This window comes from Fodinicola acaciae (assembly GCF_010993745.1).
Lineage (GTDB): Bacteria > Actinomycetota > Actinomycetes > Mycobacteriales > HKI-0501 > Fodinicola > Fodinicola acaciae.
The window spans coordinates 2,260,641-2,278,669 of the sequence record NZ_WOTN01000002.1 but is presented as its reverse complement, the minus strand read 5'-3'; the positions used below and the strand labels follow the sequence as shown (position 1 = coordinate 2,278,669).

The 18,029-nt window shown below is 68.9% G+C and carries 12 protein-coding genes; 6 read left to right on the top strand and 6 right to left on the bottom strand.

Going from position 1 to position 18,029, the window contains the following annotated elements:
* Positions 1–82: 82 nt before the first annotated feature.
* Together GNX95_RS26020 and GNX95_RS26015 are read right to left on the bottom strand one after the other, a co-directional pair.
* Entirely contained in the window at positions 83–2,818 is a 2,736-nt protein-coding gene (locus GNX95_RS26020) for an Rne/Rng family ribonuclease (RefSeq protein ID WP_163509984.1), read from the bottom strand.
* Between the two features lie 166 nt (positions 2,819–2,984).
* On the bottom strand, positions 2,985–3,770 hold the full coding sequence (locus GNX95_RS26015) for a TIGR03936 family radical SAM-associated protein (protein ID WP_222853884.1): 786 nt from the start codon (positions 3,768–3,770) through the stop codon (positions 2,985–2,987).
* Positions 3,771–3,843: 73 nt separating this feature from the next.
* On the opposite strand from GNX95_RS26015, the gene GNX95_RS26010 reads away from it, so the two are divergent.
* Complete coding sequence (locus tag GNX95_RS26010; protein WP_163509983.1) at positions 3,844–4,302, top strand: hypothetical protein; 459 nt, start codon at positions 3,844–3,846, stop codon at positions 4,300–4,302.
* 589 nt (positions 4,303–4,891) lie between these two features.
* Here GNX95_RS26010 and GNX95_RS26005 read toward each other — a convergent pair.
* Positions 4,892–6,838, bottom strand: a complete 1,947-nt coding sequence (locus tag GNX95_RS26005) for a TIGR03960 family B12-binding radical SAM protein (RefSeq protein WP_163509982.1) — start codon at positions 6,836–6,838, stop codon at positions 4,892–4,894.
* A gap of 341 nt (positions 6,839–7,179) precedes the next feature.
* Here GNX95_RS26005 and GNX95_RS26000 point away from each other — a divergent pair, with 341 nt between their 5' ends.
* The 3 genes from GNX95_RS26000 (at position 7,180) to GNX95_RS25990 (ending at position 10,077) form a co-directional block, all read left to right on the top strand.
* Positions 7,180–8,202: a hypothetical protein gene (locus tag GNX95_RS26000; protein WP_163508084.1), complete on the top strand. Its 1,023-nt coding sequence runs from the start codon at positions 7,180–7,182 to the stop codon at positions 8,200–8,202.
* A 3-nt stretch (positions 8,203–8,205) separates the two neighbouring features.
* Positions 8,206–8,985 carry a hypothetical protein gene (locus GNX95_RS25995; protein ID WP_163509981.1) on the top strand — a complete coding sequence of 260 codons (780 nt, stop codon included), beginning with the start codon at positions 8,206–8,208 and terminating at the stop codon, positions 8,983–8,985.
* Positions 8,986–9,087: 102 nt separating this feature from the next.
* Positions 9,088–10,077 (top strand): hypothetical protein, encoded by a 990-nt coding sequence (locus GNX95_RS25990; RefSeq protein ID WP_163508083.1) that lies wholly within the window; start codon positions 9,088–9,090, stop codon positions 10,075–10,077.
* A gap of 53 nt (positions 10,078–10,130) precedes the next feature.
* Here GNX95_RS25990 and ileS read toward each other — a convergent pair whose 3' ends face one another.
* The 3 genes from ileS to GNX95_RS25975 form a co-directional block, all read right to left on the bottom strand.
* On the bottom strand, positions 10,131–13,259 hold the full coding sequence (gene ileS, locus GNX95_RS25985) for an isoleucine--tRNA ligase (RefSeq protein WP_163509980.1): 3,129 nt from the start codon (positions 13,257–13,259) through the stop codon (positions 10,131–10,133).
* Between the two features lie 254 nt (positions 13,260–13,513).
* Positions 13,514–14,233, bottom strand: coding sequence for a MerR family transcriptional regulator (locus tag GNX95_RS25980; RefSeq protein WP_163509979.1), 720 nt, complete (start codon positions 14,231–14,233; stop codon positions 13,514–13,516).
* Positions 14,234–14,255: 22 nt separating this feature from the next.
* The gene (locus tag GNX95_RS25975) at positions 14,256–15,638 is read right to left on the bottom strand and encodes a serine hydrolase domain-containing protein (RefSeq protein ID WP_246281730.1); all 1,383 of its coding nucleotides are present in this window, start codon (positions 15,636–15,638) and stop codon (positions 14,256–14,258) included.
* A 164-nt stretch (positions 15,639–15,802) separates the two neighbouring features.
* Here GNX95_RS25975 and GNX95_RS25970 point away from each other — a divergent pair, with 164 nt between their 5' ends.
* Both GNX95_RS25970 and GNX95_RS25965 read left to right on the top strand, forming a co-directional pair.
* A complete protein-coding gene (locus tag GNX95_RS25970) occupies positions 15,803–16,312 on the top strand; it encodes a pyridoxamine 5'-phosphate oxidase family protein (protein WP_163509977.1) in 510 nt (169 codons plus the stop codon).
* 82 nt (positions 16,313–16,394) lie between these two features.
* Positions 16,395–18,029 (top strand): circularly permuted type 2 ATP-grasp protein, encoded by a 1,635-nt coding sequence (locus GNX95_RS25965; RefSeq protein ID WP_163509976.1) that lies wholly within the window; start codon positions 16,395–16,397, stop codon positions 18,027–18,029.

Below are 18,029 nucleotides of genomic sequence, written 5' to 3'. Positions count from 1 at the left end.
ACCCGCAGGTCAAGAGCCAACAGAGGACGCAATCGGAATCCGATTGCGTCCTCTGACCAGGCGGCTGCGGTGGAGAGGGGGGTCAGCTGCCGACGGCGACCTGGGGCGGCGGACCGGCTGGGCGGGAGGCGGCGCGGCGAGTGCGCCGCGCGCGTGTCGGCTGCGCCACCGACACCGTCGGCTCCTCGACCTCGGCGGCCGGAGGCTCGGGCTCGGCCTCAGCGACAGCGGGCTCGGCGGCCGGCGAGGCGGACACAGGCTCGACCGGCTCCACGACCAGGCTGTTGTCGCTCACGTCGTCGATCGGCGAGGCGTCCTCGGCGGTGACCACGTCGTCGGCGTCCTCGACCGGCGGACGCGGCTTGGGCGCGCTCTCGGCGGAGTCCTTGCCGCGGTTGCGCTTGCGCCGGCCACTGCCTTCCGCGCTGGACACCTGCTGCTTGTTGTCCTTGTCGACCGGCTCGGTGTGGATGATCAGGCCGCGGCCATGACACACCTCACAGGTCTCGCTGAAGGCCTCCAGCAGGCCCTGACCGACCCGCTTGCGGGTCATCTGTACGAGTCCGAGCGAGGTGACCTCGGCGACCTGGTGCTTCGTACGGTCGCGGCCGAGGCACTCGGTCAGCCGGCGCAGCACCAGCTCACGGTTGCTCTCCAGCACCATGTCGATGAAGTCGATGACGATGATGCCGCCGATGTCGCGCAGCCGCAGCTGCCGGACGATCTCCTCGGCCGCCTCCAGGTTGTTCCTGGTGACGGTCTCCTCCAGGTTGCCGCCCTGGCCGGTGAACCGGCCGGTGTTCACGTCGATCACCGTCATCGCCTCGGTGCGGTCGATGACCAGCGAGCCGCCGGAGGGCAGCCAGACCTTGCGGTCCAGCGCCTTGGCCAGCTGCTCGTCGACCCGGTGGGCGGTGAACACGTCGGTCTCCGCGACGTGGTGCGACAGCCGTTCGACCAGGTCGGGCGACACGTGGCCGACGTACTCGCGTACCGTCTCCCAGGCGTCGTCCTTGGAACCGTCGGAGGAGACGACCAGCGACGCGAAGTCCTCGTTGAAGATGTCCCGGATGACCCGGATGACCAGGTCGGGCTCGGCGTAGAGCAGCGCCGGCGCGGACGCGCTCTGCTGCGCCTTCTGGATGGCCTGCCACTGCGCCTCCAGGCGGGCCACGTCGCGGCGCAGCTCCTCCTCGCTGGCACCTTCGGCGGCCGTACGCACGATGACGCCGGCGTTTTCCGGCACCACCTTCTTCAGGATCGACTTGAGCCGCTTGCGCTCGTTGTCCGGCAGCTTGCGGCTGATCCCGGTCATGTCGTTTTCCGGCACGTACACCAGGAACCGGCCCGGCAGGCTCACCTGCGAGGTCAGCCGCGCGCCTTTGTGGCCGACCGGGTCCTTGGTGACCTGCACCAGCACCGAGTCGCCGGACTTGAGCGCCTGCTCGATCTTGCGCGGCTTGCCGTCCATGCCGGCCAGGTCCCAGTTGACCTCGCCGGCGTAGAGCACCGCGTTACGGCCCTTGCCGATGTCGACGAAGGCGGCCTCCATGCTCGGCAGCACGTTCTGCACGCGGCCGAGATAGACGTTGCCCGCGTACGACGTCGACGACGCCTTGGTCACGTAATGCTCGACGAGCACGTTGTCCTCAAGCACGGCGATCTGCGTACGCTCGCCGCGCTGCCGCACGACCATGGTGCGCTCGACGGCCTCCCGGCGCGCCAGGAACTCCGCCTCGGTGAGCACCGGCGGCCGACGACGGCCCTGGTCACGGCCGTCACGGCGGCGCTGGCGCTTGGCCTCCAGCCGGGTCGAGCCCTTGACGCCGCGGACGCCGTCGTCGCTCTCGGCGGTCTCGTGGCGCGGCTCACGTACGTGCACCTCGGTGGCGACGTCGTCGTCCTGGTCGCCGTCGCCGGTCTCGTTGCCGCGCCGGCGACGACGCCGCCGGCGACGGGTCGTGCCGGCTGCCGCGTCGTCGGAGTCATCCGAGTCGTCGGACTCCTCGGACTCGGCCTCGGCGGCCTGTTCGGGCTGCTCAGATGGCTCGGACTGTCCCGACTGCTCGGCGGCCGGCTGCTGGTCCCCCGTCTCGGTGGACTCGCTCGCGTCGTCGCTGGCGCCGCGGCCACGGCCACGGCCACGACGACCACGGCGGCGACGCCGGCTCTCCGCGCCGCTCTCCGCCTCGGCGGACTCGTCGGTCTCCCCGGTGTCATCGTCCTCGGCCGGCTCCTCGGCCGCTTCCGGAGCCTTGGCGGCCCCCTTGGCGGCCCCCTTGGCGGCGTCGACGACGACCTCGACGGTCACCGCCGGGACCGGCTCCGGCAGCTCGGGCGCCATGAACAGGGCCATCGGCGCCGGCGCACGGCGGCTCGACCGGCCGTTCTTCGCGGCCGGCTTCTCCGCCGGCTCGGGCTCCGGCTGCGGCGCCGGCGCTGTCTCCTCGTCCGGTACGAGCGTCAGCTCCGGCTCGGCCGGCGGCGCGGCGGCGCGGGTCGCGGCCCGGCGCGTCCGCTTGCGCGGCGCCGGCGCCTCACTGACCTCCGGAGCGACCTCCGGCTCGATCAGCACGTCGGCCTCGACGGCGGCGACCGCCGCCTTCTTTGCGGCGCGCTTGCGGGTCACCTTCTTGGCCGGCGGCGCCGGCTCGACCGGCTCGAGCTCGACCGGTGGCGCCTCGACGGCGGCCTTCGGTTTCGCGGTCTTACGCGGTCGTGCCGTCTTCTTGACCGGCTTGGCTACCGCTTCCTCGGTCTCGGCAGGCGTGGCCGCGGCTTCATCGCCAGATGAGCCGCTGCGTTTCCTCGTTGGCATGCAGGCATATCTCCGTCCCGCCTCCGGGCGCGTGTGACGCGGCCGCTCAGAGGCGTGTCAACTTCTACTTTCAGTTAGACGGCCCACGGATGGGCCGCGCAAGTCTCGTAGGGCGGTGCTGCGCGTCCCCACCAGGGAACCCCGTGTCCGCAACACCCCGACGACATCACCCGGCCCGGTCGTGCGCGAGCGGCTCGATCAGGTCCCCGTCCGGGGTCAGCACACCCTGCGCCAGCCGGGTCATCCGTACGGACGACGGCGGCGACAGGCCGGCTACTGCGCACATACCGGTGAGAATGTCATCGGGCCGTACGGCCGGCGTCACATGCCGTACGACGACGTCCAGTATCGCATACTCCGTGTCGCGGACCGGTCCAGGCGCGCCGGAGCCGTCGGCGGACAGCTCACAACGGGCGACCGCGCCGCGTACGTCCACCGTCTTGCGGCCGGACTTGGTGAGTTTGCTCACCGGCACCTCGGCGGCGGCCATGAACTGTCCGACCAGGTCGCGGCCGGCATCGACGGACAGGTCCAGCAGCTCGATCCGCCAGCGGGACGCGTCGATCTGCTCGGCCAGTGGCCGGCCGCCGGCGACGGCCGCGGCGCACACGTCGATGCCGGCCGGCAGCGCGGTGTCGAGCCGGTCGGCAAGCTCGGCGGGGTCGACCTCGGTGGTCAGGCCGATCTCGACGTACTCGGCCTCGCTGGCCATGCCGGTCGGTGCGGCCCCCAGCCAGGACACCTTCGGGTGCGGGCTGAAGCCGGCGGAGTAGCCGATGGGTACGGACGCACGGCGCAGCGCGCGCTCGAAGGCGCGCGCGATGTCGCGGTGCGAGGTGAACCGGAGCCGGCCGCGCTTGGCATACCGGATGCGCAGCTTCTGCACGACCGGTGGCGGCGGCGGGCCGTCAGGCGTACGGGGCAGGGTCGCCTCCTCACGAACGGTGGTCAACGGCGTCAGGATAGCCGGCGGGCTGAGCAGTTCAGCTCAGGACAACCCTGACCAGCTGGCCGACAATGGACGCATGAGCACCCATATCAGACCACTGCCGCTGGCGATCGCCGGGTTGCTCGTGACCGGCGTAGTCGCCGGTGGCGTCGCGTTTCTCGGCTTCCTGGTCGGTACGCAGCCAAATCTCGGCGTGGCCGGCGCGCTCGTCGGCCTCACCGGTGTCGTCGGCTGCCTGGCGCTGCTGGCGTGGAGCTGGCGCCCGCTGGCCAGCGACGGTCGGTGGGCCGTCGGCGGCGCGGCCCTGACCGGGTTGTTGCTGGTCATCGTCGTGCCGGTGTTTGTGTACGCGTCGGTCGCGCCGTACGGCTGGCTGGTCTGCAAGGGCTCGACCGCCGGCTTCTGTCCGCTCGGCGCGCTGGTCGTCGCACCGACCCTCGGCGCCGTCATCCCGTGGACCATCGCCGGCCTGCCCGCACTGATCACGCTGGCCCTGCGCCATCGCCGAAATGTCGGTGGCGCACGGAAGGCTTGATATTCGGGGGCCCAAAATCCGGCCGGGGACAATCGGGACCCGATTGGGACAACCCGTTCTGCCGCCCCCGAACCAGGATCTCAGCCGCCTTCGACAAACCATGCCGTGACAATCGGAATCCGATTGTCACGAGGCGAAATGCGCCGCCCCCAAACCAGAGTCCTCGCCCGGTACGACAAAAACCGCGCCGCAACAATCGGGTCCCGGTCGTGCCCGAGACGATCTATCCAGGGGATGCCGGCGGCAACTGGAAGGGCGCAGGTCTGTTTGTAGCTGGGTCGGCTGCCGCGCGTGGTCCGGTTTGCCTGGTGGCCGCCGAAGGAGCCCACGGCGTTCGACGGCGTCCTGGTAGGTGGCGAGAAGGACCACTCTGTGAGACCACAAGCACATGGAGCGCTGAATGTCCGGCCTGCGATGTTTGTGGATGGGGCGAAAGCCGATCTACTAGCGCTAGACGCAAGAAAACGGCTTTCACCCCCACATGAGCGCCAGTCGCTGTGACGAGTGCGACTGGCGGGGCGAGCAATGCTGTCGTGACTCAAGCGGGTTGACTTGCACGTCGGCCCTGGCCGGCGCTCAAGCCAGCCACCTAGCGGTTGACGACGGACAGCGGCAGGAGTTTCTGGCCGGTGGGGCCGATCTGGATGTCGGTCCCCATGGCCGGGCAGACGCCGCAGTCATAGCAGGGCGTCCAGCGGCAGTCCTCGACCTCGTACTCCTTCAGCGCGTCCTGCCAGTCCTCCCACAGCCAGCTGCGGTCCAGGCCGGAGTCGAGGTGGTCCCAGGGCAACACCTCGTGCTCGCCGCGCTCGCGGGTGGTGAACCAGGCCAGGTCGACACCGAGCGGCGGCAGCTCCGAGTCGGCGGCGCAAACCCAGCGCTCGTACGAAAAATGCTCGTTCCAGCCGTCGAAGCGGCCGCCGTCGCGCCAGACCTTCTCGATGACCCGGCCGATCCGCCGGTCGCCGCGGGACAGCAGGCCTTCGATCAGGCTCGGCTGTCCGTCGTGATAGCGATAGCCGATCGCCTTGCCGAGCGACCGGTCGGCGTTGATCGCCTTACGCAGAGCCAAAAGCCGCTCGTCCACCACCTCGGGCGAGGTCTGGCCGGCCCACTGGAACGGCGTGTGCGGCTTCGGTACGAAACCGCCGATCGACACGGTGCAGCGGATGTCCGTCCGGCCGGTGGCCTTGCGGCCGGCGCGGATGACGTCGTGCGCCATCTCGGCGATTTCCAGCACGTCGTCGAGTGTTTCGGTCGGCAGGCCGCACATGAAATAGAGCTTCACCTGCCGCCAGCCGTTCTCGTACGCGGTGGTGACCGTGCGGATCAGGTCGTCCTTGGAGACCATCTTGTTGATCACCTGGCGGAGCCTCTCGCTGCCGCCCTCCGGCGCGAAGGTCAGTCCGGAACGCCTGCCGTTACGGGAAAGTTCGTTGGCCAGCGTCACGTTGAAGGCGTCCACACGCGTCGACGGCAGCGACAGCGAGGTCGTGGTGCCCTCGTAGCGGTCGGCCAGGCCGGTGACGATGTCGCCGATCTCGGAGTGGTCGGCCGACGACAGCGACAGCAGGCCGACCTCCTCGAAACCACTGGCCGAGAGGCTCTGCTGCACCATGTCGCCAATGCCGGTGATGGACCGCTCGCGCACCGGCCGGGTGATCATGCCGGCCTGGCAGAACCGGCAGCCGCGCGTGCAGCCGCGGAAGATCTCCACGCTGGCGCGCTCGTGCACCGTTTCGGCCAGCGGTACGAGCGGCGTCTTCGGATACGGCCACTTGTCCAGGTCCATCGTGGTGCGCTTGTAGATCCGGTGCGGCACACCGGCGCGGTTGGGCGCGACCCGATAGATCTCGCCGTTGTCGGCGTAGTCGACGTCATAGAACCGCGGCACGTAGATGTTCTCCGTACGCGCCATCCGCATCAGCAGCTCGTCGCGGCCACCGGGCCGGCCCTCGGCCTTCCAGACACGGACGATCGCGGAGATCTCCAGCACCGCCTCCTCGCCGTCGCCGAGCACGGCGGCGTCGACGAAGTCGGCGATCGGCTCCGGGTTGAAGGCGGCGTGGCCACCGGCCAGCACGACCGGGTCGTCGATCCCCCGGTCGGCCGCGTGCAGCGGGATGCCGGCCAGGTCCAGCGCGGTCAGCAGGTTGGTGTAGCCGAGCTCGGTGGCGAAGGACACACCGAGCACGTCGAAGGCGCCGACCGGCCGATGCGTGTCGACGGTGAACTGCGGCACGCCGTGCTCGCGCATCAGCGCTTCCAGATCGGGCCACACCGAGTACGTCCGCTCGGCCAGCACGTCCGGCTGCTCGTTGAGGATCTCGTAGAGGATCTGGATCCCCTGGTTGGGCAGGCCGACCTCGTACGCGTCCGGATACATCAGGGCCCAGCGCACCGCCGCCGCTTCCCACGGCTTGCTGGTCGCACCCTGCTCGCCGCCGACATACTGGATCGGCTTCTGCACCCGGCTGAGCAGCGGCTCCAGTGCCGGAAACACCGACTGGACGGTGGATTCGCGCGTGACGCTCATGATGTGCCAGCGTACCCGCCGGGCCTGCGGCCGACCCGCTCCAGTACACCCCTTACCAGCACGTCCGGCCAGCCGGCGATCACTGACCGTCACGTCGCCTCGCCGGCTGTCCGCAGGCCTGCCCGCAACGCCTGGACGAGACACGTTCTGCCAGGATAGGGACCGACGTTTCTACGGCGACGCCGCGACAAGAGCTGTCGTCACCATGGGTGAGGGGGTCGCGCCGGCCCCGGCTGTGAACGATGCCAGTACGAGGCCGGCACGACAGGCAGGGAGTGCAGTGGCGATGTACTGTCTCGGTCTCGGCGGACGGCCGGGCCGGCGGTGGAGAAGGGGATCGGATGTCGACGCCTAGCGGGGGTGGCGCGGACCCGTACCGTAAGGACGACTACGGCGCCGAGCCAGGCCCCACCGAATACCGGCTCGACGACTTCGACGTGCCCGGTGGCGGCCATCCCGGTGGCCCGGAGGCGACCGGCGACCAGACCGGCTATCCGACCACCGGCCAGCCGTACGGCCAGCCGACCAACTACGGCCAGCCCGGCTATGGCCAGCAGGGCCAGCAGGGCTACGGCCAGCCGGGCCAGCCCGGCTATCCGGCCTCGGCTCCACCCGGATACCCGGCGTCCGCGCCGCCTGGATCGGCGCCGCCGTACGGCCAGCCGGGCTTTGGCGCCCCGCCTCCCCCGCCGCCGAAGAAGAGCAACGTCGGCCTGATCGTCGCGATCGTCGCCGGCGTGCTGGTGGTGCTGCTGTGCGCCGGCGCCATCGGCGGATACTTCCTGCTCCGGCCGACCACCACGCCGACCACCGGCCCGACGGCCAGCGGCGGCGGCAACACCGGTGGCGGCGGCGCCGGACCGGCCGGCAGCAACCACACCGCGCCGGCCGACGGCTGCTCGGCGCTGGACCTGACCACCTTCGCCGCCGCGATCGGCGGCTCGCTGGCGGGCGACACCAGTCCCAACCCCAACCCGGAGAAAAACTCCTACGGCAGCTCGACCAAGACGACCTGCACGGCCAACTACTCGGCCAAGTCGAGCAGCTCCGGGACCAACAAGCTCACCGTCGAGATGTCGTTTTTCAACGACAAGGCCGACGCGCAGAGCGACTACAACATCGAGATCAACGCGGCCGACAAGGTGTACGGCGCGAGCAACGGCGTCGAGGTGCCCGGCACCGGCGAGAAGGCGCGCAAATACCGTACGCCGGCCGGCCGGTTGGTCCTGCTGGTGCTGGACGGCAACTCGGTCTTCGACACCGAATACTCCGGCCCCGACTCCGACCAGAGCTCGTTGCAGGCCAGCAACGAGGCGGCGTTGCTGACCCTGACCCAGGGCGCGATGCGAAAGACAGCGGGGTAGGCGGTGTCAGGACAGTACGGACCGCCGTCGCCGTATGGTGGACAGCCATTTCCCGGTCCACCGGGCTACGGGCCGCCACCGGGCCCGCCACCGCCGCAGAAGCCGCGCACCGGCCTGGTCGTCCTGACCGTCGCCGGTGTCGTGGTCGTGCTGCTCGGCATCGTCGCGGCCACGTCGTTTCTCTGGCTGCGCGCCAACCCGGTGACCGGCCCGTCCGCGGCACCGAGCCAGCCGGTGCCGAGCGTGGTTTCCACCAGTGGCGGCGGCACGGTCGGCGCGACGCACGTGGCGCCGACCGACGGCTGCGCGCCGGTCGACTTCGCGTCGTTCGAGGCCACGCTGAAGCTGAAGAAGGACACCGCCACCTCGCCCAACCCGGCCGGCAAGGTGGAGAAGTACGGCACGACGCTGATCGACGCCAGCTGCCGTGCCACCTACGACTCGGGCGACCCGAACAACCCGTTCCCGGTCGACGTCAACCTGGACATCACGATCTACCAGCCGACCTCCAGCGATCCCAAGGGGTTGGCGCTCAAGGCCTTCGCCAGCGACACGAAGTCCTCGACGTACGGACCGCCGGTGCAGGTGCCGGGCATCGGGCAGAAGGCGACCCGGTTCCTGAGCAAGGTCGGCAACTACGAGCTCTACGTGCTGGACGGCAACGCGATCATCGACCTGCAGTACAACGGCCTGGGGATCGTCGACCCGAAGGCAGGAAAGGCGTACGAGGCGGCGCTGATCGTGCTGGCCAAGACCGCGCTGTCCAGAACCGCGCAGAAGTAGACACCGGTCACAGTGGCACTAATCGGGGATCTGGCCGGCCGGCTCGGCGGCCAATAATGCAATACCGGAACCAGATGTACACGGCAGCTGAAGGGTAACGAGGTGTCAAACTACGGAGATCCCAATTACGGGCAGCAGGGCGGCCAGGGCGGCTACGGTGGGGATCCGTACGGCTCTCAGCCCGGCGACCCGACCTACCAGGGTGGCGGCTACGGCGACCCGACCTACCAGGGGCAGCCGGGTGGCTACGCCGACCCCAACTCGGCGCCACCCGGATACGGCGCTCCCGGCTATGCCGACCCCAACTCGGCGCCTCCCGGATACGGCCCCGGCGGCCCCGGTTACGGCGACCCCGGTTTCGGCACCCCGCCGCCTCCTCCGCCGCCGAAAAAGAGCAGCACCGGCCTGATCATCGGCATCGTGATCGGCGTCGTCGTGCTGCTGCTGTGCGTCGGTGGCGGTGTCGGCGCGTTCTTCTACTTCAAGCCGGGCAGCAACCCCAGCCCCAGCTCCAGCGGCGGCGGAGGTGGCGGTGGCGGCGCTCCGCAGGCCAGTGGCGGCACCAACCAGGGCGGCGGCTCCGGCCCGAACGCCTCGGTCGGCTCGACCCACAAGGCACCGGCCGACGCCTGCGCGCCGGTCGACCTGCAGACCTTCTCCAGCAAGTTCCAGTTCGCGCCGGACAGCGGCCACAGCCCCAACCCCAAGGGTGAGATCAACCGCTACGGCGACTCCACCGAGACCGACTGCAAGGGCTATTACGTCCAGGGCAACCTCAACCCGGAGATCGAGCTGGAGATGACCATCCAGACCGGCTCCAACCCGACCGCCGACGCGTCGTCGGACTACGACCGCGAGAAGCAGTCCAGCGACCGGGTCTACGGCAACCCGATCAACGTCACCGGCATCGGCCAGAAGGCCACCGGCTACAAGTCCAGCAGCGGCGCGCTGCACCTGTACGTCCTCGACGGCAACACGGTCGTCCACGTCGAGTACTTCAACGCCGGCTCCGACCACGCGGTGAGCCAGGGCAAGGACTTCCAGGACGCGATCACCACGCTCGCGCAGACCGCCCTGAACCGTACGGTCTGATCCACTCAGCGAAAAGCCCCGGCAGAAACGCCGGGGCCTTTTGCTGTGCCCGCCTACGCCTTGGCGACGGCGACGCGTACGGAGTGGCCGTCGGCCAGCTCGGTGGCCGGCACGTCGCCGCTCAGCGTGCCGAAGGTGAGCGAGGCGGCCAGCGTCTCGGCGGTCACCAGCTCGTGGTGTGCCTCGACGGCGGCGCGTACGTCGTCGGACGACGGCTCCAGGGTGAGGTGGATCCGGTCGGCCACGTCCAGGCCGGCGTCACGGCGGGCCTGCTGGACCGCGCGGATCACGTCCTTGGCCAGGCCCTCGGCGGCCAGCTCCGGCGTGACCTTCACGTCCAGGACGACGACACCGGCGTCGCCGGGCAGCGGCGCCGAGGAGTCGGCGTCGGTCGGCACCAGCCGCAGGTCGTACTCGCCTTCCGTCAGCTCGACACCACCGGCGGTCACCAGGCCACCGGAGACCGACCAGTCACCGGCCTTGACCGCCTTGATGACCTTCTGCACGTCCTTGCCGAGCCGCGGCCCGAGGACGCGCGGCACCAGCGACAGGACGCGCTGGCAATAGCCTTCGACGTCGGTGGTGAGCCGCACCTCCTTCACGTTCACCTCGTCGGCGATCAGGTCGATGAACGGCTCCAGCGCCTGCGCGTCGGCCACCGCGACGGTGAGCGAGGCGAGCGGCAGCCGTACGCGTAGTTTTCGTGCCTTTCGCAGCGAAAGGGCCGCCGAGCACACCGCGCGCACCTCGTCCATGCTGGCCACCAGCGCCGCGTCGGACGGCAGCGCGGACGCCTCCGGCCAGTCCTGCAGGTGTACGGACCGGCCGCCGGTCAGCCCGCGCCAGACCTCCTCGGTGACCATCGGCAGCAGCGGCGCGGCCACTCGTGTCAGCACCTCCAACACCGTGTAGAGCGTGTCGAAGGCGTCGGTGTCCTCGTTCCAGAACCGGTCCCGCGACCGGCGGACGTACCAGTTTGTCAGTACGTCGAGGAAAGAGCGCACCGATGCGCAGGCACCGGAGATGTCGTAGACGTCCAGCGACTCGGTCACCGACTCCACCGCGTCGGAGAGCTTGGCCAGCACATACCGGTCGAGCACGTGCCGCGAGTCGGTCCGCCACTTCGCCTCGTACTTCGCCGCGTTGGCATAGAGCGAGAAGAAATACCAGGCGTTCCACAGCGGGTTGATGGCCTGCCGTACGGCGTCGCGGATCACCGGCTCGCTGACCGACATGTCGCCGCCACGCAGGATCGGCGAGGACATCAGCGACCAGCGCATGGCGTCCGAGCCGTACGTGTCGAACATCTCGTACACGTCCGGATAGTTGCGCAGGCTCTTCGACATCTTCTTGCCGTCGTCGCCGAGCACGATGCCGTGGCTGATCGCGGTCAGGAACGCCGGCCGGTCGAACAGCGCGGTCGCGATGACCTGCATGAAGTAGAACCACGCGCGGGTCTGGCCGATGTACTCCACGATGAAGTCACCGGGGAAGTGATGCTCGAACCATTCGGCGTTCTCGAAGGGATAGTGCACCTGCGCGAACGGCATCGACCCGGACTCGAACCAGCAGTCCAAAACTTCCGGCACGCGCCGCATGGTGGACTTGCCGGTCGGGTCGTCCGGGTTGGGCCGGGTCAGCTCGTCGATGCCTGGCCGGTGCAGATCTTCCAGGCGTACGCCGAAGTCCGCCTCCAACTGGTCGAGCGAGCCGTACACGTCGACGCGCGGGTATTCCTCGCTGTCCGACTTCCACACCGGGATCGGCGAACCCCAGAACCGGTTGCGCGAGATCGGCCAGTCGATCGCGTTTTCCAGCCATTTCCCGAAAGAGCCGTCCTTGACATGCGCCGGCGTCCAGGTGATCTGCTGGTTGAGCTCGGACGCGCGCGCCTTGAACTTCGTCACGCTGACGAACCACGACGACAATGCCTTGTAGACCAACGGAGTGTCGCAGCGCCAGCAGTGCGGATACGAGTGCACGTACGACTCTTCGCGCAGCAGCAGGCCGCGCTCGCGCAGCTCGCGCAGGATCGGCCGGTTGGCCTCGAAGACCTGCAGGCCCTCGAAACGCGGTGCTATCGAGGTGAAACGCGTACGGTCGTCGACGGTCAGGATCGTCGGCACGCCGGCCGCCGTGGTGATGTTGAAGTCGTCCTCACCGTGTGCCGGACCGACCTCGACCAGACCGGTGCCGTCCTCGGTCGAGACGAAATCTCCGGCCAGCACGGTGAACGCCGCCGGCACGTCCGCGTACGCCTCCACCAGGAAGTCGAAGACCGGCTTGTATTTGCGGCCAACGAAAACACTGCCCTTGACGGTGTCGACCAAGGTGGCGGCGCCGAGCTCCTTCTCGTACGCGGCAAGGCGCGCCTTTGCGATGACGTAACGGTGCCCGTCCAGCTCCACCACCGCGTAGTCGACCTCGGGGTCCACCACAAGGTTGCTGTTGGGGACCCAGGTCCACGGCATGGTGGTCCAGGTCAGCAGCCGCTCACCGGTGTCCACCAGCTCCACCCACACGGTCGCCGCCGGGTCCTGCCGGTCGCGGTAGGTGTCGTCCATCCGGATTTCGTTGTTGGACAACGGGGTTTCGCAGCGCCAGCAGTACGGCAGCACCTTGAAACCCTCGTAGATCAGGCCCTTGTCGTGGAGCTGCTTGAAGGCCCACATGACGCTTTCCATGAACGGCAGGTCGAGCGTCTTGTAGTCGTTTTCGAAGTCGACCCAGCGAGCCTGCCGCCGGACATAGCGTTCCCACTCGTGGGTGTAACGCAGCACGGACTCTTTGGTCGCCGTGTTGAACTTCTCGATGCCGAGCCGGAGGATCTCGGCCTTGGTGGTGATGCCGAGCTGCTTCTCGGTCTCCACCTCGGCCGGCAGGCCGTGCGTGTCCCAGCCGAACCGGCGCTCGACGTGCTTGCCGCGCATGGTCTGGTAGCGCGGCACCAGGTCCTTGACGTAACCGGTCAGCAGATGGCCGTAGTGCGGCAGGCCGTTGGCGAACGGCGGACCGTCATAGAAGACGAACTCGTTGGCGCCGTTGTCACCGGCCGGACGCGCGTCGATGCTGGCCTGGAAGGTGCCGTCGGCGTCCCAGTGGTCCAGCACCTGGTTTTCCAGCTGTGGAAACGACGGCGCGGCCACGACACTCTGGTCATCGCGGTGCCTCGGATAGGCCATCTCAAGTCCTCACGTACTCAGTGCTCGTACGCGAGGACGACGGCGCATGCTCATGCGCCACCGCGGTACCACCTCGCTTGGCGCCATCCACCGCTGGCCGCGGCGGCTGACACCCGCTCGTGTCGGCTGTGACGGGCCGATCCCGTCCGGTTCTACTTGGGCCGATGCCCGTTCTTCCGGAGGCTCGCCGGTGATAGCCGGGTCGAAGCCTGTGCATCCAGGGTAGCGAACCACGTACAGCGAATATTCCGCGGTCAGCCGGTCAGGAGCTGCGCGAGCCGGTCCCACGCCGGCGACGAGGCACCCGGCAGTGACTCGGCGGCCAGCCTCGCCATCGTCGGGTTCTGGATCGGACGCGCCTCGGATCGGCTCTGACGCCGCGCGACCCACTCGCGCGTACGGTCGGCGATGCCGGCCAACCGTGGGTCGTCCGGCGACCAGTCGTACGCGGCGTCGTGGTCGAGATAGATCGCGCGGAATTCTGGATCGGCGATCAGCTCGCGCTTCTCCGAGACCCAGGCGGCGGCGTCCCCGGGTGACGCCGTCCGCATCAGGATCCAGCCGTCGCGTTCCAGCCGGATGGTCCGGTCGCTGACGCCGAGCTTGCGTAGCTCGTCGAGATAGTCGGCGACCTCGGCGGAGACGAAGAGCCGGTCGCCGGTGCGCAGCTGCGCGAGCTGGTCGCGGGTCCGCCGCAGCTGCGCGATGCGTTCCCGCACATCGTGGTCGATCTCGGCGATGGCCGCCGCGAGCGTCTCCGGGTCGGCGTCCAGCAGGTCCCTGATGCGGGCCAGCGGCACGCCGGCGGTGGCCAGGGTCCTGATCTTGACCAATTCGACCGCGTCCTTGGCGGTGTAGCGCCGGTAGCCCGACGAGTCCCGCTCGGGCTCGTCGAGCAGACCGCGCTGGTGGTAGTGACGGACGGCCTTGATGGTCACGCCGGCGTAGCCGGCGAGCTGGCCGATCGTGATCATGCGGGCCATCCTGCCAGTTCGGTCAGGCCCGGCGGGTCAGCCGGCCGCCGCCGTTGCGGAAGCGCGCCTGGCCGTCGCGTACGTCGTGGAAGGAGACCAGCAGCAGCCGCAGGTAGCCGTCGAATGTGTCCAGCGGATAGCCGGCCGGTGCGAACAGTCCCGGCCGGACCGGCACGTACCGCTGCGGCGGAGCCTGTGTCGCGCCGCCGGCGAAGTTGGTGAAGATCCGCTCCTGCGACTCGTCCGCCGGCTCGTACGTGACACTTTCCTCGAGCTGACCGTCGGCGATGCCAACGTCGATGCGCAGCTGGTTGGAGCGGTAGGTGCCGACGTACGGCGTGAGGTCCACGTCCGGATCGAGGTCGGCGATCATCGTCGAGATCCGTACGCCGAGCCGCTCGGTCAGCAGCCACCGCAGGAGCTGGTCCTGCAGCATGATCGCTCCTGAGGTGTTGCCGAAGGCGGTGAAAACCAGATCGTGTTCGGGCACGACGCACAGGATGGACACGCCACCGGGTGACGCGCCGGACATGGCCAGCACGGTCGTGTCACCGAACGGATAGAGCACCCACCCCATCCCCATCGGCGGCACGTTCGGGGTCCGCATGTCGTGCCAGACCTGCCGCATGGACGCGACGGAGGCGGCCGACAGCACGCGTTCGCCGGTCGGCGAAACGCCGTTCGCGAGGTGTGTTCGTCCGAAGGCGAGCAGGTCGGCGACAGTGCCGATCGGCGTGCCGCCGGCCGGTCCCCAGGTGTCCGGCAGCATGAACACGCCGGTCGGCCGGGGCCTGCGCGTCCGCGGGTCGGGGAAATGGCCGATCGCGGTGCTGCGCAGGATGGCCTGCTCGGCCGACGTACTGGAGTTGGTCATGCCGACCGGCGCGTAGACCTCGCGTTGGAGCAGGTCGGGGAACGGCGTGCCGGTCACCACCTCCAGCAGGCGGCCCGCGACGATCATGCCGCCGTTGGAGTAGCTGAGCTGCTCACCGGGCTCGAACAGGGTGTCGGAGCCGAGGCCGTCGACGTACGTCCTCAACGCGTCGCGGCCCTTCTCGTCCGGGAAGTAGAGGTCGGCGTCGATGCCGTTGGTGTGGGTGACGAGGTGGCGAACCAGGATCCGGTCGCCGGCGGTGAAGTCGGGGAGGTGTTCCACCACCGGCGCGTCGAGGTCGAGGACACCGCGCTCGACCTGCCGCAGGACCAGTGTCGTGGTCAGGACCTTGGTGACCGATCCGAACAGGAAGCCGGTGTCCTCGCGCATCGCGGCGCCGGTGGCGACGTTCGCGATGCCGTGAGCGACGACGGTCTGCTCGCCGGCGTGGTAAACACCGGCGACGAAGCCCGGGACGTTGTTGGACTCGCAATAAGTGGCGATCTGCTCGCGGAGCTCGTTGTCTGTCATGCCGAGCATCGTCGAAGGTTGCCCCTGGGGCAGGGTCAAGGGCACGCCAGAGACAGATTGCCCACGGCGATCATGTTGATCGGAAACCGTCGCTTTTCAGCGGCACGCCAACGCACCTAGCGTCAACTCCACAGATTCCCGCTCGTCCACCAAGGGAGCGATAGATGACCGCGTTGGATCCGACCGCCGAGCCATTGTCCAGCCCCAGCGGCACACCCCTCACGACACTCGACTGGGCGGACGCACGGACCAGAGTGGCCGAGGCGCACGACTTCCTGCTCGCCACCACCAACCAGGACGCACGGCCGCACGTGGTGCCGGTGCTGGCCGTGTGGCATGACGGAGCGGTCTGTTTCGTCACCTTCCGGCACAGCCGCAAGACCCGCAATCTCACCCGCGACAACGGTTGTACGGTCACCGTCCCCGGACCGGACGTCGACGTGGTCATCGACGGCACCGCGCAGCTCGTACGGGACGCGCCTCGGCTGCAGAACATCGCGGACCTGTTCCCGGCCAAGTATCCGTGGTGGCATCCGTTCGTCAGGGATGGCGAGCTCTACGATCCGGCCGACACGGCGCTCGAGGAGCCGCGGCACGTCTACGCGGTCGAGCCCGTGCGGGTGTTCGCGTTCGGCAAGGAGAAGGGGTTCAGCGCCACCCGCTGGCGGTTCTAGCGACGCGGTCCGGTTGTGGTCAGGACGTGTGTCACTGCCGGGTCGCGTGCATTCCGGCTGGTCTCTGCGACAAGATGCGGGGATGACGCCGACATCAGTCCAGCGCGCGAGCCGGCGGCCGGGTACGCCGTCGTTGAACGGGTCGCCGCCGAGCGCGCTCTTCGACGGCTACCTCGACCCGGCCAGGCCGCACGCCGGCGCGTACGACGAGATGTTCGCCGACACCGACTCCGTACGGTCGGCCTACCGGACGCTGTACGAGGCACTGGCGCCGACCGAGGTCGGCGATCTCGGCGCGCGAGCCGAAGCACTCGGCCGCGCGTTCGTCGACCAGGGCATCACCTTTTCGCTGTCCGGCCAGGAGCGTCCGTTTCCGCTCGACCTGATCCCGCGGGTCATTCCGGCCGGTGAGTGGTCCCGGCTGGAGCGCGGCATCGTGCAGCGGGTCAAGGCCCTGGAGATGTTTCTCGCCGACGTGTACGGCGACGCCGAGATCCTGCGCGACGGTGTCCTGCCCCGCCGGCTGATCTCCTCCTGCGCGCATTTCCACCGCGAGGCGGCCGGTTTCTCGCCGCCGAACGGCGTACGCATCCACGTCGCCGGCATCGACCTGGTCCGCGACGAACAAGGCACTTTTCGCGTACTGGAGGACAATCTGCGCTGTCCATCCGGTGTCTCGTACGTGATGGAAAACCGCCGGACGATGGCGCGTGTCTTCCCCGACCTGTTCGCCCGCCACCGCGTACGCGCGGTCGCCGACTATGGCGTGCACCTGCTGCGCGCGTTGCGAGCGGCCGCCGCGCCAAACGCGGCCGACCCGAACGTCGTCGTGCTGACGCCGGGCGTCTACAACTCGGCGTACTTCGAACATTCGTTGCTGGCCAGGCAGATGGGGGTCGAGCTGGTCGAGGGCCGCGATCTTTTCGTCCGGGACAACGTGGTCTACATCCGTACGACCGAGGGCGAGCGGCAGGTCGACGTGATCTATCGGCGGATCGACGACGATTTCCTGGATCCGCTGCATTTCCGGCCCGACTCGGTGCTCGGCGTCGCCGGCGTGCTGAACGCGGCGCGCGCCGGCAACGTCGTGATCGCCAACGCGGTCGGCAACGGCGTCGGCGACGACAAGCTGATTTACACCTATCTGCCGGACATCCTGAAGTACTACCTCAACGAGAAGCCGCTCCTGCCCAATGTGGACACCTACCGGTGCTGGCTGCCGGACGAGCGGGCGTACGTGCTGGAACACGTGGATGAGCTGGTGGTCAAACCTGTCGAGGGCTCCGGCGGTTACGGAATCGTCTTCGGACCGAACGCGGCACCGACGGAGTTGGCGTCGCTCAAGAGGAAAATCCGCGCCAACCCGCGCGGCTGGATCGCTCAGCCGGTGGTGCAGCTGTCGACCGTACCGACCAAGATCGCCGACCGGCTGGTGCCCCGGCACGTCGACCTGCGGCCGTTCGCGGTCAACGACGGCAACTCGGTTTTCGTGCTGCCAGGCGGTTTGACCAGGGTCGCGCTGCCCAAGGGCAGCCTGGTGGTCAACTCCTCGCAGGGCGGTGGCTCGAAGGACACCTGGGTCCTGGCGGCCCGGTCGTCCACAGTGGACAGAGAGCTGGCCGATCCGGAACTGGCCAAGATCTCCACGGTCGAGCAGCTGGACTCCGAGCAGGGTCCGGAGCTGACGACTTCCCAGCAACAGCAACAACAGCAGTAG